This window comes from Granulosicoccus sp. 3-233, assembly GCF_052681095.1.
In genome coordinates, this window is the sequence record NZ_JBQYLE010000003.1 from 197,557 (window position 1) to 219,055 (window position 21,499).

Below are 21,499 nucleotides of genomic sequence, written 5' to 3' on the forward strand. Positions count from 1 at the left end.
ATCGCCGTATCGCCGTATCGCCGTATCGCCGTATCGCCGTATCGCCGTATCGCCGTATCGCCGTATCGCCGTATCGCCGTGAAATCGTGCCGCCTCAGATGATAGCGTGGCGAACTCTGGCAGACACCCATTCACTGATCACCACCGTACCGAGAATGACCACGAATATCATGGTGACCTGTGGCCAGGCCAGTGTATTGAGTGAAGCCTGCAACTGCACACCGATGCCGCCCGCCCCGACCAGTCCCAGGATGGTCGATTCCCGGATATTGATATCCCAGCGAAATACCGAAATGCCGTAGAACGCCGGCATGACCTGCGGCACGATACCGTAATTCAATATCTGCGCACCCGACGCACCGGTAGCCGTTACCGCTTCGATCTGCAATTTGTCCGTCTCTTCGATGGCCTCGTACAGCAGCTTGGCCACGAAACCGATGGAGCGCAAACCGATTGCCACGATACCCGCCAGCAAGCCGGGCCCGATGATCGACACCAGCAGCAAAGCCCAGATCAGCGAATTGATGGATCGCGAAGCGACGATGATGAACAATGCCACCGGCCGGACGAACAGTTTGCTGGGCGTGGTATTGCTCGCTGCCAGAAAGGCCACGGGGATGGCGATGATGATGCCCAGCAGCGTGCCCAGCGTGGCGATATTGAGCGTATCCCACAGAGGCACCCACAATTTCTCGATATAGCTCCAGCGCGGTGGGAACATGCGAGAACCCAGATCCGCTGCCTGTCTTGGCGCATCGGCAACGAATGCCCAGATGGTGTCTCTGGTCATGAGCTGCCAGCTGTAGACACACAGGGCAACCAGCAGCAGCCAACCAATCCAGATCAGCAGACGCTTGCCGGTCGTACGATGCTGCCAGACCGGTGTCGGGGTCTTCATCGTGTTCATTGCACCCACTTCCTGACAAAGCCCGAGGAATATTCAGCCAGCATGACGATCAGGATGATGATCAGCAGAATGGCACCGGCCGAATCGAATTCGTAGCGATCGATGGCCGTGTTCAGGGTTGCACCGATCCCTCCCGCACCGACGATACCGATGACGGCAGACTCGCGAAAATTGATGTCGAGACGATACAGCGAGAGCCCGATGAGTCGTGGCATGACCTGTGGCTGCACCGCGTAATTGATCAATTGCAACCAGGAAGCGCCCGTCGCTCTGACGGCTTCGGTCTGACTCTCGTCGATGTCTTCGATATCCTCGGCCAGCAGCTTGGCCATGAAGCCGATGGTGGCGAAGGTCAGAGTCAGAAAACCGGCAAATGGTCCGAAACCGAACATGGTCACGAACAGAATGGCGATGATGATTTCCTGCAGGGAACGTGAAACCGCGATGATCGCGCGACACACGTAGTAGACGACTCCGGGAGCGACATTGCGCGCCGCACCGATGCCGATGGGAATCGACAACAGCACACCCGCAACGGTAGAGGTCATCGTCATCGTCAGACTCTCGACCAGGCCACTGGATATGTCCTTCCAGCGCGAGGTGAAGTCCGGTGTCAGAAACCCCTTGATGAAGCGCCAGCCTCGCTCCATGCCTTCTGCGACACGCACCCAATTGACATCAATGGTGCTGATGGCCAGACAGAACCAGACCAGCGCTGCCAGCCACAGCGTGCGACGCAACCAGGCCCGCTGGATCAGAACCGGCGGTGGTCGGAATCGGCTGGGGTAGCGACTGTAATCCGCAGTGGCGGCTGGCGATGAGCCGCCTTGATCAGCTTCTGTCACGACTCAGGCAGCTTCCGTTTCTTGGTCGAGCGTGGTCCAGTCTTCTTCGCCATAGATGCGAGTCAGAACGGATTCCGTCAATTCGGCCGGTGAGCCATCAAACACGATTCGCCCGGCCTGCAGACCGATTAGACGCTCGGTGAATTGCCTGGCCAGCACCACATCATGGATGTTGATGATCGCCGGCAAATGCTGTTCGTTGCAGATCTCCAGCAGCAGACGCATGATCTGACGCGATGTCTTCGGATCCAGTGAGGCCGTCGGCTCATCGATCAGCAACAGTTCGGGATCCTGCTCCAGAGCTCTCGCAATACCCACTCGCTGGCGCTGACCACCGGAGAGCGCATCAGCCCGCTTGCTGGCGTGATCGATCAGACCGACTCGATCCAGCAGAGCAAAGGCCTTCTGTACATCTGCCTTGGGGTAATGACGGGTGAAACTGCGCCAGAAGGACACATAGCCCAGCCTGCCGGACAACACGTTTTCCATGACACTCAAGCGCTCCACAAGCGCATATTCCTGGAAAATCATGCCGATGCGGCGGCGCACCGAACGCAGCTCGCTGGTGGACATGCCGGTAATATTGGTGCCCGAGAGGCTGATCGTGCCACTGCTGGGTTCCACCAGTCGATTGATACAGCGGATCAGCGTGGACTTGCCGGCCCCGGAAGGTCCGATCAGCCCTACCACCTGACCGGCAGGAATGGTGAAACTGACATCATCCAGCGCCTTGTCGCCCGCCGCATAGGTTTTGGAAAGGTGGCTTACGTCGAGCAAGGTATCTGTACTCCGATAGGCACGGACCGGAAACCCGAAGGTATCCGGTCCGAATTGGCAGGATGCGAAAGATTACTGGCAGGTGTATTCCACACCGTTGGCATCGTCGATCTTGCGAATGACTTCCCACTCCTTCTTGAAGGTAATGGGTACGAACTGCGCTTCACCGGACTTGGAGAATTCAGCTTCGAGGGAACTGCCGGACCATTCGAAGCTTGCAAAGGCTTCCTTGATCTTGTCCTGCAGCTCGGCATTCAGTGTATTGGCCACACCATAGCTGGTGGTCGGGAAGGTCTGCGACTTGTACAGGGAGACGATCTGATCCTGAGTGACAACGTCACGACTGACCATGCGATTCATGACCGAATTGGCCACGGCGGCTGCCGGATAATCCTTGTTGGCCACTCCCAGAATGGAGTTGTCATGCTTGCCGGAAAAGACCGGTTCGAAATCCGTACCGGCGACCATGCCGTAATCGGCCTTCAGAATGGCTGATGGCGCCTTGAAGCCGGAATTGGACGTCTCGGAAGTGAATGCCAGCTTGCCGCCCTTGATGTCTTCGACTTTCTCGATACCGGAATCGGGATAGGTGATGATTTCCATCTCGTAGCCGAAGGATCCGTCACCACTGGCCATCATCGTGAAAGGCCGGTAACCGGCACAGGCGACTGCCAGAGGGTTGGATCCGGTATTGAAGCCAGCAATATGCAAACGACCGGCACGCATGGCCTCGATCTGCGCCGCATTGGACTGTACCGGAAAGAATTGCACTTTCTTGCCAGTCACTTCACTCATGTGCTCGAGAAAGTCGGACCAGGCTTCGGCATACACCGCAGGATCTTCCACGGGCGTATAGGCAAAGATCAGAGTGCCCGGGTCGAGCTGATCGGCAGCGTCAGCGATATCGGCAACCAGATCGCCATCAGTGTCCTTGTAGCGAGAGTCGAGCTTGAATTCCGCCGAGGCGGGCAGACTCAATGAGACCGCAAGGGCCGTGGCGGCCGCGATGATGGAATATTTCATTGTCGGTGGATTTCCTGAATGTGTGTGGTAGTTGACATTCGGCAGCGCATCCTGCCCTGCCCCGGTTTCCCGATGCCGACTCGATGCGGATGCCGAGTCGGACCAGTGTATTGATCAATTATTGATTATTCATGAAACGTTCGGCCAACACCATGCCCGAGTTGGTTTCCGGCGGCAAGCCCGACGCACAGTTTGACCCACCGTCACCAGTGCACCGGCGTCCCGTTTGGCCAACAATCCACGGTGGGTTTCCGTGAGGACAGGTCGCATGCCCGAAACGGACACTAGGCAATCCAGATACGCGCATTCTCGAACATTCGCAGCCAGGGTCCGTTCTCACCCCACTCCGGTGGCGCCCAGGAATTGGTAACGGTACGAAAGACACGCTCGGGGTGCGGCATCATGATGGTGACGCGGCCGTCGGCGTTGCACAGACCGGTAATCCCGAAAGGCGAGCCATTGGGATTCAGCGGATAGCTTTCCGTCATGGCCCCATGATTGTCGACAAAGCCCATGCACACCGGTGCCGATTGTGCCTGTGCTTCCTGTTCGAAGACTGCACGACCCTCTCCGTGGGCCAAGGCAACCGGCAGTCGAGAGCCGACCATGTCGGTAAAGAACAGGGACGGTGTTTCGTAGATTTCAACAGTCGCTACCCGAGCCTCGAACTGCTCGGACAGATTGCGCTCGAAACGAGGCCAGTTGTCGGTGCCGGGAATCAGCGTCTGCAGCCTTGACAGCATCTGACAGCCATTGCAGACACCCAGGGAAAAGGTGTCATCACGCTCGAAGAACTGTCTGAACATGGTGGACAGTTGCTCGCTGTAGAGAACCGAATTGGCCCAGCCACCACCGGCCCCCAGCACATCCCCGAAGGAGAAACCACCACAGGCCACCAGGCCCTTGAAGCTGGCAAGATCATGCCGACCTTCGAACAGATCACTCATGTGCACATCGACGGTATCGAACCCGGCACGATCAAAGGCAGCGGCCATCTCGAAGTGCCCATTGACGCCCTGCTCACGCAGGATGGCCATCGCCGGCCGAGTCTTCAGCAATTCGGGCGCACCACTGACCAGGGAACTCGACGGATCGAAGCTCAAGCGCGGGCTCAGACCCGGGTCGTCATCACGACTGATATGCGCCAGTTCCTCCTCGGCTGACTCGGGATTGTCACGCAGTGCCTGCATGCGGTAGCTCGTCTGCCACCACTGTGTACGCAGACGGGTCACACTTTCCCTGAGCAGCAAGGACTCGCCCTGCCACAACTCCAGCTCGGCTTCCTCGGTGGGCTTGCCCAGCATATGCACCACATCGCCCAGACCATGGGCCTCGAACACAGCCATGACCTGTGCATACTGGCTGCTGCGTATCTGCAATACGCCGCCGAGCTCTTCATTGAACAGGCTTGCAATGGCATCACCCGGCAGACTGTTGATGTTGACCCTGAGACCGCAGTGACCGGCAAAGGCCATCTCCGCCAGTGTCACGAACAATCCACCGTCGGAACGGTCATGCCAGGCGAGAATCTGTTCGTCGTGAATCAATTGTTGCAGGGCATTGAACATGCCCTTGAGCAACAGCGGCTCATCCACATCCGGCACTGCGGTGCCAACCTTGCCATACACCTGCGCCAGAGCAGAGCCACCGAGACGATTCTGCCCGGCACCCAGATCGATCAGCAGCAAGTCACTGTCACCACAATCCAGGCGGATCTCGGGCGTCTGCGTCTTGCGCACATCCCTGACGGCTGCAAAGGCCGTCACGATCAGCGACAACGGTGCGGTCACGCTGTGATCACCCTGCTCATCCTGCCAAACCGTTTTCATGGACAGGGAATCCTTGCCCACGGGAATGGCGATGCCCAGCGCCGGCGCCAGGCCCAGGCCCACGGCTTCGACAGCATCGAACAAGGCTGCATCCTCACCGGGATGACCGCTGGCGGCCATCCAGTTGGCCGACAATCTGACCTGACCGACATCTCCGATGTCAGCAGCAACGATATTGGTCAGCGATTCGGCCAGCGCCATTCGTGCCGAGGCGGCCGCGTCGAGTATGGCGACGGGAGATCGTTCGCCCATGGCCATGGCTTCACCGGTATAGCCCTGATAGTCGGATGCCGTGACAGCCACATCGGCCACCGGCATCTGCCAGGGTCCGACCAGCTGATCCCGGACCACCTGCCCGGTAATGCTGCGATCGCCAATGGTGATCAGAAAATTCTTGGAGGCCACCGCCGGCAGTTGCAGAATGCGCTGCACCACGTCATCGAGTTCCATGGCGGAGGTGAGCAGTTCATCTCCGGCAACGGCACGATGACTGGCCGTGATCTCCAGCCTGGGCGGCTTGCCCAGCAACACATCCAGCGGCATGTCGACCGGATTGTTATCGAAATGCGAGTCGGAAACGTGCAGTATGCGCTCCTCGGTGGCCTGGCCGACCACCGCATACAGACAGCGTTCCCGTTGGCACAGCGACTCGAACAGAGGCAGACGATCGCTGATGATGGCGACGACATAGCGTTCCTGCGACTCGTTGCTCCAGATGGCCATCGGCGACATGCCGGGCTCATCATTGAGCACCGAACGCAGTTCGAAGTCCCCACCTCGTCCCGCATCATTGACCAGTTCCGGCAAGGCATTGGACAGGCCGCCGGCACCGACATCATGAATCGACAGGATCGGACTGTCCTTGCCCAGCGCAATACAGCGATCGATCACTTCCTGGCAGCGGCGCTGCATCTCCGGATTGCCACGCTGCACCGAGGCGAAATCCAGCTCGCTGTCACCGGCACCACTGGCAACCGAGGATGCAGCTCCACCGCCCAGGCCGATCAGCATGGAAGGTCCACCCAGCACCACGATGGCCGAACCGGCAGGCACGTCCTGCTTCTCGATATTGCCTTCACGGATATTGCCCATGCCGCCGGCAATCATGATCGGCTTGTGAAAACCGCGCACTTCGGAAGATGGTTCAGCGGGATTTTCCGTGCTTGCCGGCACCGACTGGCAGTAGGTACGGAAGTAACCTGTCAGATTGGGCCGGCCGAATTCATTGTTGAAGGCCGCTGCACCAATGGGTCCTTCCTGCATGATTTCCAGGGCGCTGGCCAAACGATCCGGCTTCGTGTTCTCGACTTCCCATGGCTGATGCCAGTCGGGAATGTTCAGGTTGGACACCGTGAACCCGCACAGCCCGGCCTTGGGCTTGGAGCCATTGCCCACCGCGCCTTCATCACGAATCTCTCCCCCCGAACCGGTAGCCGCCCCCGGAAACGGCGAAATGGCCGTCGGGTGATTGTGCGTCTCGACCTTGATCTGAATGTGCACCGCTTCCTCGGTCGCCTGATAGTGACCATCAGGCCCCGCCAACCAGCGCTGCGCGGTACTGCCTTCGATGACTGCGGCGTTGTCGTGATAAGCCGACAGCACGCCTTCCGGGGAGAGCTTGTGGGTATTGCGAATCATGCCGAACAGCGATTGTGTCTGAGCTTCACCATCGAGTGACCAGGAGGCATTGAAGATCTTGTGCCGGCAGTGCTCCGAATTGGCTTGCGCGAACATCATGAGCTCGGCATCACTCGGATCTCTCTTCAGACGGGCAAAACTCTGCTCGAGGTAGTCCAGTTCGTCGGACGATAGCGCCAGCCCCATCTGTCGATTGTGTTCTTCCAGTGCCAGTCTGCCTTCTTCGAGTACAGGAATGGTGACCAGAGGCGCTGGTTCGGCAATCGCGAACAGTCTGTGCAGGTCGCTGGAGAGATCGATGACGGATTCCGTCATGCGATCGTGCAGCAGCGCTTCAGCCTGTCGTTTGCTCGCATCCGCCAGGCCCTGTGAACCCGGCTCACCGAACAGATACTGAATACCACGCTCGATCCGTACGACTTCTGTCATCCCGCAACGGCGCGCGATATCCGTGGCCTTGGACGACCAGGCAGAGCGTGTGCCCAGACGTGGAACCACGCTGACCTGCCAACCGGAATCCGGTTCATGATATTGCTCATCGGCCTGCAGCAGGCGGCAAAGGCGCTGCAATACAGCCGGATCAGCCTCTACCGACGGGTCATCCGCCGAATCCAGCTGAACGAAATAGACATACCGGGCCTCGATGGCCTGGAAGTGTGTATCCACAGAGCGCAACTGCTTGAGCAATTGCTCCTGTCGGAAAGTCGACAGGGCGTTGGCGCCGGATAGACAGAGCATGTGGGTTCTCGCACGGTAACCTGAGGGCTGGCCGAAATCTCAGGCTGCGGCAACGTGCGTTCATTGACTGAACATCACTGATCATTGCCTGGTTTGCCGGAGATTCGGCCCGGACGGGGCAATGATACTGGATGTAGGGAGCTACGGCAGATTGCCGCAGCTCCTCTTTTACCGACCGGTGGCCGATATCGGGCGCGTCACGGGTGTCGTGACGGTAATCGCAACTGCGATCGATCAGATGTCGACGACGAGGTTCAGCGTCGTGACGCTGTCGCTGTTGGAATCCAGCGGGCTGTCGCCTGAAGACAGGTCGCTGTTGCTGCGTGAGAAGTGAGCAACCTTGAATGCCAGCTTTTCGGACACCTTGAAGGCGATTCCCAGACCCAATTCGACAAAGGTGTTGTCGCTACCGAAGTCGCTGCGCAGATCAGCGTTGAACGTCACTTCATCCGTGATGTGGTTGAGGTAGTTCAGACCGATGTAGCCAATGCCGCCGTTGACATCGTCACCGACAACCAGCGACGTATTCTTGTTGCCAAAACCCAACTCAGCGGTCAGGAAACCACTTTCGTTGGAGAAGAAGCGGTGACCGACACCCACGATCTGACGTGTGGCGTTATCGATATTACCGGGCTCGTCCTGCTCCCAGTCGAGGATGCCGAAGAAGTAGGTTTTCGGGTTGTAGTAGAACTTGGGCTGGTAGCCCAGTGCGATGCGATCAGAGTTGTCGCCCTTGACAATGGTGCGTTGCGGACGGCCGTCGTCTCCAAGGATCGGATTGCCTTCCTGGTCGCGCTCGACAACCACGATGGAGGACGTGCCCTTGAATACGGAACCGAAAACCAGGTGCTCCCAACGATTGACGGTCTTGCTCAGACGCACGGAACCATTGATGTTGCTGGCTTCCGAGTTACCGGTCGAGCTGGTGGCGCCAAGAGACGCCGTACCGCGCCAGCCCTGGAAAGCGCTGCCGAATCCGGACTCCTCAACAGCGTCAGCATCCTGTGCTGCAACCATTGTCGATGCGCCCAGTGAGCCTGCAACGAGGATACTGGCGATTGTCTTTTTCAGGGAATAGTGAGTCATTGGTGTTGTTTTCTATCCGTTTTTTCGAAGAACCTGTGGCAAGTATGGAACGCAAAAGTGGCAAAAAATCACCGGACACTTTCTTTAACATTTGTGCCATCCGGTTCACAATTTAGCAACATTCACGACACAGAGTTATCAATCAACACGAATTCCTCGATGCCCATTGAATTGCAGCGCAAACATCCGCATACTCCACGGGCAGGAAGTTACGACCACCGGGGCTGACATGGTTTCGACGGAAGTGGCAAACCCTGAGGTGCATGCCGAGGATTCAGATCACCTCGTAAATCCAGCTGAAAAACCTATAGTTGCCAACGACGACAACTACGCAATGGCCGCATAACTGAACCCTCGGGTTTAGTTGTACGTACTGCCCCGTTCCGGATCTGCCTGTGGGTTTGGGCGGGGGCAACAGACACAGGATCGCGTGAAGGGTCGCCCTTACACTGGATCGCTAAACCAATAATGGGCTCGCTGCTCCTTGTGGTGCCCGTCCTGCACTGAGTGGCTAAAGCCAATGACGGAACTAAGCATGTAGTACCAACGGCAGAGTGCTTTCGGACGGGGGTTCGACTCCCCCCAGCTCCACCATTTAGGATTCCGGCGAGGTCTGATTCTCGCCGGAAACCGCATGAAATCGAGCTTATACTCTCCAACCTCTTCCAGCCCCATACATTGCAGACTGACGGTATTGACGGTATAAACGACGGCAGATTTTAACGCCCGAGTTCTTATACCGTCATGGCTTCAGAAAAACTAACAGCAATGGCTGTAAGCGATGCCAAGTATTCAGGGAAGCCCCACAAGCTGACCGATGGCAAAGGTCTTTACCTGTACATCACCAAGCACGGCAAGTACTGGCGATACGACTACCGCTATGGCGGCAAGAGAAAAACATTCTCTATCGGCGTGTTTCCTGAAGTCAGCTTGGCAACAGCGCGGAAACGCCTCCAAGACGCTCGAAACAAGCTCAGCGAGGGCATCGACCCCAGCTATCACAAGCAGGTAGCCAAGCTGGCAGGATCTGGCGGAGACACATTCAAAGACGTCGCCGAAGAGTGGCTGCAAAAGCGTGCTGAATGGTCAGACGGACATCGCCGAACGGTTAGGCAACGTCTCGATAATGACCTGCTCCCATACATTGGCAATCGCCCCCTCCAATCTATCGAACCCGCTGAGGTCCTGGCCGTTTTGCGCCGAGTGGAGGCGCGTGGGGCTATCGAATCTGCCCATCGCATAAAGACACTTGCGAGCCAGGTTTTCAGGTTTGGAGTTGCAACTACCAGAATAGCCAGCGACCCGACGCGTGACCTTCAGGGAGCATTGGCAAAGCACACAGAGGTACAACTCCCCAGCATTACCGATCCTGCCGCCGTAGGTGAGCTATTACGAGCAATTGACAGCTACACCGGCAACCCTATCGTGCTGCACGCGCTACAGCTCGCGCCGCACGTATTCGTGCGACCTGGCGAACTAAGAGGAGCCTTGTGGAGCGAAATCAACTTCGAGGAGGCACTCTGGACGATTCCCGCCCGCCGCATGAAGCGGAAGCTTGAACATAAGGTGCCGCTTTCCAATCAGTCGCTTGCGATACTAAAGTCATTGCACCACTTTACAGGCGCAGGAACGCTGGTCTTTCCGGGGATGAGAGAGGACACCCGCCCCATATCGGATATGACGCTGAACGCCGCACTGCGAAGGCTTGGCTACGCCTCTGGAGAGGTCTGTATACACGGGTTCAGGCACACGGCCTCCACGCTACTGAATGAACGACGTGACTTCGATCCGGATCTCATCGAAGCCCAGCTTTCTCATGTGGACGGAAACGGGGTCAGACGTGCATACAACCAAGCACAGTACGTCGAACTCAGACGGTCGATGATGCAGGACTATTCAGACTATCTCGACTCGCTGAAACAACTGCGCTGACAGGTTCGCTCGGATCTAGGCTCGCTACCGAAAAGCTGGCCACCTACCAGCCTGATCCGAGTGTCTAAATAGGTATTTGCATGAGGATGCAAGGATGGAACTCGAAAACTTCCCCAATACAAGCGATTACCCGAAACCGATTCTCGACTTTGCAGCAGACATCTACCCAGATCACGGCAAAGATATGCGCCGATGGGCTTGGGAATTTTTACGAAGAAACGCAACCTACCAAAGGCTCTGGGACACCTTAGCCCAATTACCTGAAGAAATTGATGGCGCGTGGAAAGGACATGCAACGCCTACCGGAAGGTTCTTTATCGATCATGGCTATTTCGCTGATCCCGAACCACACTACGGGGAAACAGCAGATGAATATATTGCACGGGTTGGACACAAGGGGCGCTTCGTTAACTTCAGAACCTACATTGAAGAGACGTTCAAAATTCACCCTGAACCAATCGATTGGCGCGATGAATTCTCCGATGACTTTCCCATCATAACAGCCGCCTTTAGTGAGGATGCCCCTGCCCCCTGGAGGCTCACCGATCACATCGAATACGACAATGACTTAGGGGCACCACTACAAGACGCGATCTCAATGAGATCAAGACAGCTTGGGGATCAATTCGAAATACTTGGTTTCGACCTGAGCATGAAAATCGGTCCGCAACTCCTCGAAGCAAAAGAGGTACTCGAACAAATACAGAGCGAACTCCGATCACGAGGGCTCAAAGTGAAAAACAGACCAACCTTCCAAACGGACTTAAGCACTCGATACCTCATGGTCTTGGACGGAATAGCTTCCAGAACCAGTGAAAACAAGATACGGGCGAGAATTAACCTGAACGGAAGCAAACACACTGCTATGTACAACAGCATACGGACGAAAGCGCAGCAGCTCAGGGATACAGACTATTGGCGCTGTACATGAAAAGGGTCCGCAGAGAAGAGTTCATTTTTTCACTGATCTGCGAGGACAAGCGGGGGACATGCGACAGGTACTTTGCGGTGTAAGATGCTCTCCGCAGACAGTAATGGAAGAAACAGGAAAGCAAACGGAACCAATTAGAAAGCAATAGAGACTCCTGACCAGCCAAAGTTTGGTCGCCGAGACTGGCCAGGAATCACACCCAAAAACAATGAGACGTCCAAAGGTGCCCGGCTATTGTGGCTGGTCGCTCGCGGACAATCAACAATGTTGAGAGATCAATATGTCCAAAGCGATGAAGTTCGAAGCCCCACCCCTGCCCGACCGCATGATCAGAGTACGCCGAGTCTGCGAAATAACTGGACTCGCTGTATCGACCGTTTACGCCAAGATGGCGAAAGGCGAGTTCCCCAAAGGAGCGAAATACTCAAGCGGGAAAGGCGGCGCACGTCGGTGGAGTGAAAGTGAAATTCTGGAGTGGCTCGCAGAGGTGTCACTTTGAGCCGGGGGAGCCGCGTCCCGGCACAGGACGCGTTCCAGAACCGCTATTCACACGATAATTTTACCACAACCAAGCATGACAGGTTCATTCAGTGGGCAGATGATAACGGTGTCGTTGCGCCAGTCCTGATTCCCTATGAATGGGTTCGCACCAATGCACCACAGAAGTCTTACAAGAATAAATCGCTCGGTGTCTTGCTCAAAGATAACTGCATCCTGGCCAAAGATTTCACTTCCGATGCACTGTATCTATTTCAGGACCAGCACCAGACACTCGGAAACGCGAAGAGCGCGGACCGTTCGAAACTTGCTGCTAAGCAGTTTGCCGAACAAGCGAAGCGAATCAGGCGCGAAAAAGCGACGGCAGCGAGTGCAGAAACGATATTCACCGAGTCAGTGAATCGCGCTCCTTTCGGTTACATGCTCGACAAGGGACTTAAAAGCACGCACGGCATACGGTGGCATGAGGGGCTTGACTGTTGGATAGCACCAATCACAGATGTACACGGCAAGCTTTGGAGCTATCAACGAATATACAACCGTCCGTCAGGTAAAAAGCTGTTTGCCAAAGGGGGCCGCATATCTGGTTGCATGTTCCTTATCGGGAAACTGGACGAAAGCACTCGCCTGATACTTGTGTGTGAGGGTGGCGCGACCGGTGCCAGCCTGGCAGAGGAAACTAACCATGTAACTGCATGCGCTCTCAACGCTGGAAACCTTCAACCGGTATGTGAGGCAATAAAGGTTGCTTACCCGGATATCGAGATCATCGTATGTGGTGACGATGATCGACGCGCAGAGGTCAACACAGGACGTCAGAAAGCAATTGCAGCAGCGTCGAGTGTCAACAGCAAAGTGGCGTTTCCGACGTTCTGCGAAGGATGCAGTAGGCAGTGTAGTGACTTCAACGATGTCATTCAGTGCAACAGTCGGGAGAAGTCCCGATGAGTGCCAAACTGAAACACCCTGAATCAGAAATATTAAAACCCTACGAACCCTTCGAACTCAACGCTGATGGGGGTTCCAGCACTTCAAACCCTACGAAAACCTTACGGAAGTCTACGGACAAAACTGATAAGCCTGCGGCACCTGAGACACTTGGACAGAACCAAGTGAGTGACATTATTGCTGACGTATTGCGTGATTCGCTGGTGTGGGATGCGATAAGTGGTCAATGGTTTAGACGATCCAATGTTGAATTGCCGTTTCGCGAACAATCTTCAATCACGGTTTGGCAGACGATCAACAGCGAGGTATCACGATTGATGCCCAAATACTCGGCCAGTTTCGTCAATGGCGTGGAAACCTTCATGAAGGCCGAGCTTGCTGCCACGCAATGGGATAACACCCGTCACGAGATTCCGGTTTCGAATGGCGTTCTCGATCTAAATACACGCATGCTGAGGAAATACAGGGCCGAGGACAGATTCAACTGGCAATTGCCTTACCCCTTCGACATCGACGCTACTTGCCCACTGATCGACAAGACTATTCTGCGCATGGTAGGCGGTAATTCCGAATTGGTCGAATTCCTGTATGCATGGCTGCTTGTCGTCCTACTTGGACTGTCCAATGTTCAAGCATTTCTCGAATTGGTCGGCAGCGGTGGCACAGGAAAATCCACATTTCTAAATCTATTGTCGGCAGTCGTTGGTGACGAAAACACGGTCACCACCGATCTCAACGCCCTTGAAACAAACAAATTCGAAACCGCTGTGCTGTACGGCAAACGCCTAACGATAGTCAGTGACTCTGCGAGATTTCGCGGAGAGGTGCCAGTGTTGAAATCTATCACCGGGGGAGACCGTATTCGATTGGAACGAAAAAATCAGCAACAGCAGAAGCCGTTTGTATACCGTGGCTTGGTCACAATAGCCGCCAACCAACCGCTTGAATCATCTGATTACACGAGCGGTCTGCAACGACGCCGACGATCATTGACCATCAACTATGTCGTTAGTGACGAAGAGAAGAAGCCATATCAAGATACAACAACCTACCCTGATGGATTCGAAGGAGCCTTAAAAGCTGAGCTACCAGGATTGCTCAACAAGCTACTTGCAATGGATGCGAACGCTGCCGCTGAGCTGGTTGCGAATCCTGACAAGGCAATGAAGGCGCAAAGACTTGTCATTGAACTGGAAACTAATCCGCTACTAGCCTGGGCTGACGAGTGCCTCGTTTCATGCTCCAGCCAAGAAACACGGATAGGCGACGCGAACAAACAACCAAACGAGGGACTTTACAGCAACTATTGTGCGTACGTGACCGGCGGGGGCCGACACCCAATATCCATAACCGCATTCAGTCGAAATCTCGTCGATATTCTGCACGCCTACGACATTCAGACGGTCAAAACAAGAAGCGCTTTCACTTTCATGAAGGGACTTCGCTTAAGAGGATCGAACGACGAGAACACACCCCACCTGATAACAAAAATACTGCCAACAACCGGCGAGTTCACTACCACGAGCAAAACTGAGGGCCTTCTATGAGTGCGGTCGCCAAGATTAGGGAATCAGGCTTCAAGGTTCGATTGGTGCCGCCAGATCATATCGGAATCACACCAATCGAATCGCTGACTAATGAACAGCGCCACTGGATCGTTTTGCACCGCAATGATGTTCTATCCGAACTAAGGAAAGAAGCGGCAAACCAAAAAACGGGCATTGCTGCCGATACCCGATGGCTATCATTTGTCAGCATGGCCATCGCGCACGGGGTGACCCGCTGCGAGGTAGCAGCGCAGTTCACTCACGAAGACATCGCCGATTTGCTTGAAGAGCCTGACGACAAGCTTGCGGCACATGCACTGACAGTCGCGCAATCGATCAAATGTAGGCACAGGCCGACTGAAGCCAGGCTAGCGGTAGAGGTCCTCACCAGTGACACCCCCAACCTCTTAAAGGCCATACACCGGAAAACACTGGTGAAAACGTGCGGTGACTGCAAGCACTTCGTTCGGAATAACCATCCCCATTTGGGCCTTTGTCGAATCGAAGCTCAGCCTAAAGCGCCAGGTGGATTCTGGGATACAGACAATCGCAACTACTGCGATGACTGGATCATGAAGGATGCAGTTAAGTGAGCACCAATAGCCTGCCGAAGACCTTCGAGGATGCCGTCGCTCGCTTCGTAGGTCACATGCACACACGACACCGAGTCACGCCGGTAGTCGTTTCTGCCGATCAATCGGAATACAAGGATGGAAAGTGGAAGCTGTCTGATGAATACGGACGACCGCTAGCGTACGTGGCAGATGATGGGACCGTTTCTTAACTCATGCACTGCCCGACTGATCGAACTCGATATAACCCATTATGCGAGAAAGTACTGTACATTTGATCAGTATTCTGATACGATGCATTTAGTACAAGTACCGTCTGGAGACGACACATGAACTTGCGAAATCGCAAACCACGTGGCGAATCAGCGTCACTCACCAAAGCGCAACGACGAGAAATCTCAATGCGCCTGAAGCAGCAAGCACTCGACGGCGACCTATCTGCCGTAATCGCTCTGAGCAACTTCGAGCTGTCAGAGGCGATTAGAGAGCAGACGAAGCGATTCCATTACACACCAATACAGGCAGCCGCATAGGCACCACGACCGAGGAAAACCACACACATGCAAGTTACCGAGAACAATCTGGATATTGACCGACTGCTAACGATGGTCAGCCAGCAAAGAGCACACGAGTCAATTAGCCGCTCATTGAGTGGTGACGTTCAACAGGCACGCGACGACAAACGTCGTGCTGAAACCCAATTGAGAGTGGCCAAGGAAAACGCTCACTATTTCCAAAGCCGTGAACGCGAGGAACCTGCGGAAGTGCAGAAAGCATTGGCGACAGCGGTAAGGCAAGTTGAACTTGCTTCTCGATCAATGGATGACCTTATTGCAAAGCGTCAAAGAGCCTCTGAAGCATCGGCTGTTGGCCGCACACTGCTGACAAACATGAACACCCAACTCGTAAAACATGGAGTCCGTTTGGATATCCTGGGAGACTTCGCATGAAACTGTTGAGCAAAAGCGCCAGCCTGCTTGAAAAGGTTCGTGCTGATATTTACGAGACCACTCAAAAACTCGAAGATCTGAAGCGTGAAAAGCTCAGTCGCGAGGAAGCGTTAAACAACATCGACAGATTCATTGCAAGCAAGGCCGAGATATTCGACCGAAGCGCATACGAGTTTGCAGAGTCTCGACATACCACTGATTTCCGAGGGTTCCAATCTCATGTTAATGAACTGGGATTCGATGAGTTCACCAAGTCAATCGACGCAAGTCCTGCATTCTGCGCATTGGTCCCTGAAGCGATCAAAGCAAGGATAACGGCAGCAATGGATGAGCAGGCTAGTTACGGGACTCCCATGAAGGACCGCCCGAAGATCAAGGTAAAACTTGAAGGCCAATTATTCAAACTGGAACAACAGGAAGAGTCCATTGTTCGAGAGATGGAAGCCAGCGGCGTCTTTGTCGAGCGTCGAGCCGATATCGTAAACGTACTGCTTCTGATCTTACTGGATGAACCGCAACTGGAGGCCGCAGCATGAATCTGCAAGCACTCGCAACACAGGCACGTAATGACCAATGGTTGATATCAAGCGATGCCTACAGCGCCGTTATAGATGCTCTGGCACTGGGCACCACGGGAGCCAACACGCCACGGGAAACCGTCAGCAAGCAGGACGCGACAGCCGTTGTCCAGATTCACGGACCGCTGTTATCACGTCACAGCGTTTTGTCGGAGGCTCTGGGCTGGCCGAGCTATACCGAAATCACCGGACATCTTGCCGCACTGGAGGCCAATGAGGATGTTAGCCGCATTGTTCTGGCGTTTGATTCCCCAGGCGGTCAAGTCTCTGGTGTGCATGAACTGGCGCAAACCATCAAATCAATGAGCACTACGGTAGATGCCTTTGTGTCAGGGAACTGCGCAAGTGCTGCCTATTGGCTAGCAAGCCAGTGTGACAGCATCACAGCCAGCGCTACCGCGATAGTAGGCTCCATCGGTGTCCGCACGATTTACAGCGGCAAAGATCCCCGCAGTATCTTGGCGAGTACTTCACCCCGCAAAGACCTCAACGCCGATGACTGGCAAGCCGTTGCAACCGCATTGAATGAGGTATTCATCGCTGACGTGGCACGGGGACGCGGTGTCAGCGCCGATCACGTCAAAAAGCACTACGGACAAGGCGGCATATTCGTAGGCACACAGGCCCTTACAGCGGGTCTGGTGGACTCTATCGGTCTCATGAGTGAAGTGGTCGCAGGCAATCATCATGCAGGCAGCGAACAACGCCAGCAAGAGAGTATTGAAGCTGGATGGCAAGCAGCACTCGCAGAGAGTGCCGAGATTCGCGCTGAAGCACTGATCAGGTAACGGACCATGTTGAACTCATTATTCACCCCTGCCGAAATGGCAGCACTGCGAGCCGTCAACTGGCCGAAACTGGCACAACTCATTGAAGATAGCGGATACACCGCAGACCAAATGCTGAGCGCCCTACTTCTTGAGATTGCCGCACTGAATGGCTGTATGCCTGAGATGGTAGCCGACGATACCCGAGCGGATGACGTTGCGGCGGGATCGGTTCACTAGCATCAACGAGATGCAAGCGGGTTAGTCGGTGAGTGCCGCTGTAAACAAAACCCCGACAATCAGCAGTGGTAAGCACTGGTTCTCCGACCACGTGGCTGATGGTTGGCATAGAGAGGCAGACAAGCCAGCGTCCGGGCTACAACAGGACGCCACCCTCAATGGATTACCGAGAACAGGTGACGGAATATTGACGAATCCGCAAATGAGAATGACTCTCATTCAGGTAAATGAGAATGATTATCATTTTGGGTCCTTCTGCCCTAATTTTTGGCTCGGGATTGTTTCGAGCCCCGCTCTCTACCCCAATTTCGCCTCCCATGATCCACCACAGTGCAACTGTTTTTCCTTACAGTAAACTCTTATAAATACAAAGGCCGATTTTCAACGGTACGGACTGTACATGATGAATGATATCGGTCAAGCCATAACTCCAGACAGGACGACGATAAATGACAGTTCCATCTCTCGACGTGACACTTGATAGTGAGGATGATACAGCAGTGTACTCTGCGATGTATCGCATATGCGGCAGGCTGCAAAGCGCCACACTTGTCAGCCACGACTACCCAAGCCTGCTGTTAGAGCATTTGCGCACAATTGAAGTTATGGCGCGAGAGCACGGCAAAAACCCTCTAGGATACAAGCTGACAATCTCATCTGTCGGGCAAAGGAGTTTCAGGCACTGGCCGTCGAATGCCGTGTACACGACATCAATTTCCCGATACCCAGTAGGTGCGACACGATACGGAGACCAACGCCGTACCCGATTGAGTTATCAGTCATCAATTGAGCTGAGAGACCCTGACTTCAAGATTGACACCTGGCTACCAAACCCAACGACCGGCGATTGGGAATATACCCGTGATGACACGCGTTACACGGTATCCGATAACACTCTGACATTCACCGGATATGTCCCTGAAGACGACCGGCAAGCAATGCTTATTGACTATGTGCCGGTTTCAGACAACGACGCTGAAGACATCCTATACCAGTACTCGATAACGTACATGGGAAACGGGGTTGCTCGGATTCAGTCCCCGTAATCTATCGCCTGATGACTTCCGGCTATTCGTGGGCAGGCTGTACAACGCGAGGAAGAACTCTGTTGGCGGCGACCGTGGAAATCAGTATGTGGCAAAAGGTCAAAATGACCCTTTGGCAAATACAGCCAAGACTATTGCCAGCGATCACGGAACTTCCGAAAAGACTGTCAAGCGCGCAGGCAAGCAGGCTGAAGCCATCGACACCAAAGCATCACCAGCACTCAAGGAAGCCGTGAGAAACCATGACGTGCCGGTATCACTCGGGGCAAAGATTGGCAGCTTTCCCGTCACTGATTAAGGTCACGCTTTGCGACACGATCAAGATTCCGTTTGACCCACGCAGACAAGGATTCACCGCGCACCTTTGACGCAGCAACATAAGATTGCAACTGATCTGGCGTAACCCTGACATTCGGGAGCTTTTCCGTTGCCGGGTTTGCTGTTGGCGGCCTGCCGCGCTTCTTCTTCTGCATGTGCGCATATTACCATATTGTGTATGCTCATTAAATAATCATCAGCAGTTGACAGAAGTTAATTAATGGGCATACACTAATTACCGTCACATGATGACTATTCACCAGCAAGGATGGTTGCCGAGGACTGCAATCCCCGACAACCGATGCCACAACTTGAACCAGCTTATAGGACACAAGTCATGACAGATGCAATTGTATCAGCAGAGACAGCACACAACCCTCTCCATACGCCCCCACCTAGCAGCAGACCACACTTACAACAGCCCACCCGCTTTCCGACAATCAATGACGCTTGCAACGAGGACGGCGCACGGAAGGGCACGAAAATGAGACCAGACCATATCGGCTCCGTTGGTGAGTACTTGCAACCAATCAGGCCGCTAACTCACCATGAAGTCACTGATGTATCTATCGACCTTGCCCAGCGGATCAAAGCCACAGTTCTACTGCTGACATGCAGCGATGGCGGCGACCTGCTGGAGTTGAACCACAAGGACTTGATGACCGTGCTTTATGGGCTTCTGAGTGATTCTGAAGCACTCTGCAAGCTACTCGATACCAAGCCAGACACAGATGACACAGCAGCATCAGGCGAAGTGCAAGAGATTATCAGCCTAAACGCCATAGCAAGCAGCCAAGTGCAAGCATTGATGTCTTATGTTGAGAATGAGAAAGGCCGCAGATCGGAATCAATCAGAGCCGATTTACAGAGACTGCGCGGTTCCATCGTCGCCATTGATGATGCCGCTTTGAAATCATGGCAGCAGTGCAAGTACTTCACCGCCAGCGATCAACCGGAACAGTATCTGTTGCAGCCGCTATCTGAGTTCGAGGGTATGCCGTATGACCTTCTGAACACCATGACAGCCCGTGCTCTGGCCTGCATTGACGTGCTCAATCTTTCAGCGCTGGCCGCTCTTGAATCGACGACCATACACACCCTGTTATGGGATGTATCCAGCCAGCTCGACATGATCAACACCGTTCTGTCCAAAGTGAAAACACCGGAGGCAATGCAATGAAAACCATACCCGATTACATGGACCTGTCAGTACCGGCTGTTGATGGCGGCGGCGACCCATGCGTTAGTAGCCTGCACCGATTGATGCAGGAGGCCGACACAGCGACAACCCGTGCCGAGGTAGATCAGAGTGCAACCCGTCTGCTACGCATACAGGGGAAGTGCTGCGAGCTGATATACCGTCTGTCTGTACAGGAAGAAATTCACCGTGATTGCAAGGACAGCGACGATACCGAGTTCGTGGAAGAGCACTACAGCGACCTAATCCAGTTCATTGCCGGAGTCGGCTCCGCTTGTGGAGATGCCGTCAAGCGACTGGACGGATTTGACACCGTAGAGACTGAAGAACTGATGGCAGCCAGCGCAAATCGGTTTGCAAACAGTTAGCACCTTACCCTTGCCTAACCAGCCCGGCCGGAACACTGGCCGGGTCTCAATCATTTCAACCAAATCGACAGAGAAGCTCTTAAAGAAGAGATCTACCAATCATCATCAGCAGCACCATCGACAACATAAGCTGCTATCTTGTCGCCGTACCCAAGAATCTCATCCTTGTACGCATCCATAATCTCTTGCGTAGCCAGACCCTCACTCGCCGCAATGTAACCTGTGGCTGGCTGGATGTATCTCGCGCTCGGCATTGACACTCTCAGTCGATTATCCTTTGCCTCAACCTTCATCACGAATTCAAGCGGCAGGTTCTCTATGCACTCCCCGGCCTTCGCCGTCTTCACAGCGACATAACCCCCAACTAAATTCCGACATACTGCATTCGGCAAGGTGCCACGTCCGATCACAGTATTAGTTGCTTCGTCTTGATATTGAATTACAGCGTTGGCTGATTTGAAATTTTCAGCAATCCATTGCCTGGAGCCGTGGAAAAGTTCTGCTGCTTCCGCATTAGACTCGACTATTTTCATTGGTGGAGGACCAGTGAACGGTGTCGAAGTCGTCGCACAACCTGCAATAGCAACCACTGTTGCCAGTACAATCATCTTCATCGCAAACTCCTTTTCGAATCTGACCAAGGAACAACTTCCCGAGTCGTCACCAGTTTTAATTGGCACACAAATAGTGCAACTTTCTGCCAAACTGGTCAAGAGCGACCTCCGTTATTCTGTCGATTCTCAGGTTACTTAGAAGACCATCG

19 protein-coding genes and 1 other RNA gene are annotated in these 21,499 nt (G+C 54.4%); 13 read left to right on the top strand and 7 right to left on the bottom strand.

The annotated features are described in order from the left end of the window. Positions 1-94: 94 nt before the first annotated feature. The 6 genes from phnE (ACUNV4_RS10285) to ACUNV4_RS10310 form a co-directional block, all read right to left on the bottom strand. The gene (gene phnE, locus ACUNV4_RS10285; protein ID WP_430878453.1) at positions 95-907 is read right to left on the bottom strand and encodes a phosphonate ABC transporter, permease protein PhnE; all 813 of its coding nucleotides are present in this window, start codon (positions 905-907) and stop codon (positions 95-97) included. Continuing rightward, the gene (gene phnE / locus ACUNV4_RS10290; protein WP_430878454.1) at positions 904-1,752 is read right to left on the bottom strand and encodes a phosphonate ABC transporter, permease protein PhnE; all 849 of its coding nucleotides are present in this window, start codon (positions 1,750-1,752) and stop codon (positions 904-906) included. Before phnE (ACUNV4_RS10290) ends, phnE (ACUNV4_RS10285) begins: the two co-directional genes overlap by 4 nt. Before the next feature lie 3 nt (positions 1,753-1,755). Further along, a complete protein-coding gene (phnC, locus tag ACUNV4_RS10295; RefSeq protein WP_430878455.1) occupies positions 1,756-2,529 on the bottom strand; it encodes a phosphonate ABC transporter ATP-binding protein in 774 nt (257 codons plus the stop codon). 72 nt (positions 2,530-2,601) lie between these two features. Next, entirely contained in the window at positions 2,602-3,552 is a 951-nt protein-coding gene (phnD, locus tag ACUNV4_RS10300; RefSeq protein ID WP_430878456.1) for a phosphate/phosphite/phosphonate ABC transporter substrate-binding protein, read from the bottom strand. 284 nt (positions 3,553-3,836) lie between these two features. After that, positions 3,837-7,757 carry a phosphoribosylformylglycinamidine synthase gene (purL, locus tag ACUNV4_RS10305; RefSeq protein ID WP_430878457.1) on the bottom strand — a complete coding sequence of 1,307 codons (3,921 nt, stop codon included), beginning with the start codon at positions 7,755-7,757 and terminating at the stop codon, positions 3,837-3,839. Between the two features lie 234 nt (positions 7,758-7,991). Next, positions 7,992-8,843 (bottom strand): DUF481 domain-containing protein, encoded by an 852-nt coding sequence (locus tag ACUNV4_RS10310; protein ID WP_430878458.1) that lies wholly within the window; start codon positions 8,841-8,843, stop codon positions 7,992-7,994. 220 nt (positions 8,844-9,063) lie between these two features. On the opposite strand from ACUNV4_RS10310, the gene ssrA reads away from it, so the two are divergent. The 13 genes from ssrA to ACUNV4_RS10375 all read left to right on the top strand — a co-directional run bounded on the left by ssrA (position 9,064) and on the right by ACUNV4_RS10375 (position 20,736). Beyond that, positions 9,064-9,437, top strand: a transfer-messenger RNA (tmRNA) gene (gene ssrA, locus ACUNV4_RS10315). 150 nt (positions 9,438-9,587) lie between these two features. After that, on the top strand, positions 9,588-10,775 hold the full coding sequence (locus ACUNV4_RS10320; protein ID WP_430878459.1) for a tyrosine-type recombinase/integrase: 1,188 nt from the start codon (positions 9,588-9,590) through the stop codon (positions 10,773-10,775). Between the two features lie 94 nt (positions 10,776-10,869). Then, positions 10,870-11,706, top strand: coding sequence for a transcriptional regulator domain-containing protein (locus tag ACUNV4_RS10325; protein WP_430878460.1), 837 nt, complete (start codon positions 10,870-10,872; stop codon positions 11,704-11,706). Between the two features lie 325 nt (positions 11,707-12,031). Further along, positions 12,032-12,205, top strand: a complete 174-nt coding sequence (locus ACUNV4_RS10330; RefSeq protein WP_430878777.1) for a helix-turn-helix transcriptional regulator — start codon at positions 12,032-12,034, stop codon at positions 12,203-12,205. Then, positions 12,181-13,152 (top strand): toprim domain-containing protein, encoded by a 972-nt coding sequence (locus ACUNV4_RS10335; RefSeq protein ID WP_430878461.1) that lies wholly within the window; start codon positions 12,181-12,183, stop codon positions 13,150-13,152. Before ACUNV4_RS10330 ends, ACUNV4_RS10335 begins: the two co-directional genes overlap by 25 nt. Continuing rightward, a complete protein-coding gene (locus ACUNV4_RS10340) occupies positions 13,149-14,699 on the top strand; it encodes a DNA primase family protein (protein WP_430878462.1) in 1,551 nt (516 codons plus the stop codon). The genes ACUNV4_RS10335 and ACUNV4_RS10340 overlap by 4 nt, the downstream gene beginning before the upstream one ends. Further along, on the top strand, positions 14,696-15,292 hold the full coding sequence (locus ACUNV4_RS10345; RefSeq protein WP_430878463.1) for a hypothetical protein: 597 nt from the start codon (positions 14,696-14,698) through the stop codon (positions 15,290-15,292). Before ACUNV4_RS10340 ends, ACUNV4_RS10345 begins: the two co-directional genes overlap by 4 nt. Positions 15,293-15,831: 539 nt before the next feature. Further along, complete coding sequence (locus ACUNV4_RS10350; protein WP_430878464.1) at positions 15,832-16,221, top strand: hypothetical protein; 390 nt, start codon at positions 15,832-15,834, stop codon at positions 16,219-16,221. Continuing rightward, the gene (locus ACUNV4_RS10355) at positions 16,218-16,757 is read left to right on the top strand and encodes a hypothetical protein (protein WP_430878465.1); all 540 of its coding nucleotides are present in this window, start codon (positions 16,218-16,220) and stop codon (positions 16,755-16,757) included. Before ACUNV4_RS10350 ends, ACUNV4_RS10355 begins: the two co-directional genes overlap by 4 nt. Then, a complete protein-coding gene (locus tag ACUNV4_RS10360) occupies positions 16,754-17,587 on the top strand; it encodes a S49 family peptidase (protein ID WP_430878466.1) in 834 nt (277 codons plus the stop codon). The genes ACUNV4_RS10355 and ACUNV4_RS10360 overlap by 4 nt, the downstream gene beginning before the upstream one ends. A 1,293-nt stretch (positions 17,588-18,880) precedes the next feature. Further along, complete coding sequence (locus ACUNV4_RS10365; protein WP_430878467.1) at positions 18,881-19,150, top strand: hypothetical protein; 270 nt, start codon at positions 18,881-18,883, stop codon at positions 19,148-19,150. Between the two features lie 504 nt (positions 19,151-19,654). After that, positions 19,655-20,350, top strand: a complete 696-nt coding sequence (locus tag ACUNV4_RS10370; protein WP_430878468.1) for a hypothetical protein — start codon at positions 19,655-19,657, stop codon at positions 20,348-20,350. Then, a complete protein-coding gene (locus ACUNV4_RS10375; RefSeq protein ID WP_430878469.1) occupies positions 20,347-20,736 on the top strand; it encodes a hypothetical protein in 390 nt (129 codons plus the stop codon). Before ACUNV4_RS10370 ends, ACUNV4_RS10375 begins: the two co-directional genes overlap by 4 nt. Before the next feature lie 92 nt (positions 20,737-20,828). Here ACUNV4_RS10375 and ACUNV4_RS10380 read toward each other — a convergent pair whose 3' ends face one another. Next, positions 20,829-21,350 carry a DUF4468 domain-containing protein gene (locus ACUNV4_RS10380; RefSeq protein ID WP_430878470.1) on the bottom strand — a complete coding sequence of 174 codons (522 nt, stop codon included), beginning with the start codon at positions 21,348-21,350 and terminating at the stop codon, positions 20,829-20,831. Positions 21,351-21,499: the final 149 nt, after the last annotated feature.

Bases quoted from the DNA above. Each gene is read 5' to 3' on its own strand.
- phnE (WP_430878453.1), bottom strand. From the start codon at position 907: ATGAACACGATGAAGACCCCGACACCGGTCTGGCAGCATCGTACGACC.
- ACUNV4_RS10360 (WP_430878466.1), top strand. From the start codon at position 16,754: ATGAATCTGCAAGCACTCGCAACACAGGCACGTAATGACCAATGGTTG.
- phnD (WP_430878456.1), bottom strand. From the start codon at position 3,552: ATGAAATATTCCATCATCGCGGCCGCCACGGCCCTTGCGGTCTCATTG.
- ACUNV4_RS10370 (WP_430878468.1), top strand. From the start codon at position 19,655: ATGAGACCAGACCATATCGGCTCCGTTGGTGAGTACTTGCAACCAATC.
- ACUNV4_RS10355 (WP_430878465.1), top strand. From the start codon at position 16,218: ATGAAACTGTTGAGCAAAAGCGCCAGCCTGCTTGAAAAGGTTCGTGCT.
- ACUNV4_RS10345 (WP_430878463.1), top strand. From the start codon at position 14,696: ATGAGTGCGGTCGCCAAGATTAGGGAATCAGGCTTCAAGGTTCGATTG.
- purL (WP_430878457.1), bottom strand. From the start codon at position 7,757: ATGCTCTGTCTATCCGGCGCCAACGCCCTGTCGACTTTCCGACAGGAG.
- ACUNV4_RS10380 (WP_430878470.1), bottom strand. From the start codon at position 21,350: ATGAAGATGATTGTACTGGCAACAGTGGTTGCTATTGCAGGTTGTGCG.
- ACUNV4_RS10325 (WP_430878460.1), top strand. From the start codon at position 10,870: ATGGAACTCGAAAACTTCCCCAATACAAGCGATTACCCGAAACCGATT.
- ACUNV4_RS10320 (WP_430878459.1), top strand. From the start codon at position 9,588: ATGGCTTCAGAAAAACTAACAGCAATGGCTGTAAGCGATGCCAAGTAT.
- ACUNV4_RS10340 (WP_430878462.1), top strand. From the start codon at position 13,149: ATGAGTGCCAAACTGAAACACCCTGAATCAGAAATATTAAAACCCTAC.
- ACUNV4_RS10310 (WP_430878458.1), bottom strand. From the start codon at position 8,843: ATGACTCACTATTCCCTGAAAAAGACAATCGCCAGTATCCTCGTTGCA.
- ACUNV4_RS10330 (WP_430878777.1), top strand. From the start codon at position 12,032: ATGATCAGAGTACGCCGAGTCTGCGAAATAACTGGACTCGCTGTATCG.
- ACUNV4_RS10350 (WP_430878464.1), top strand. From the start codon at position 15,832: ATGCAAGTTACCGAGAACAATCTGGATATTGACCGACTGCTAACGATG.
- ACUNV4_RS10375 (WP_430878469.1), top strand. From the start codon at position 20,347: ATGAAAACCATACCCGATTACATGGACCTGTCAGTACCGGCTGTTGAT.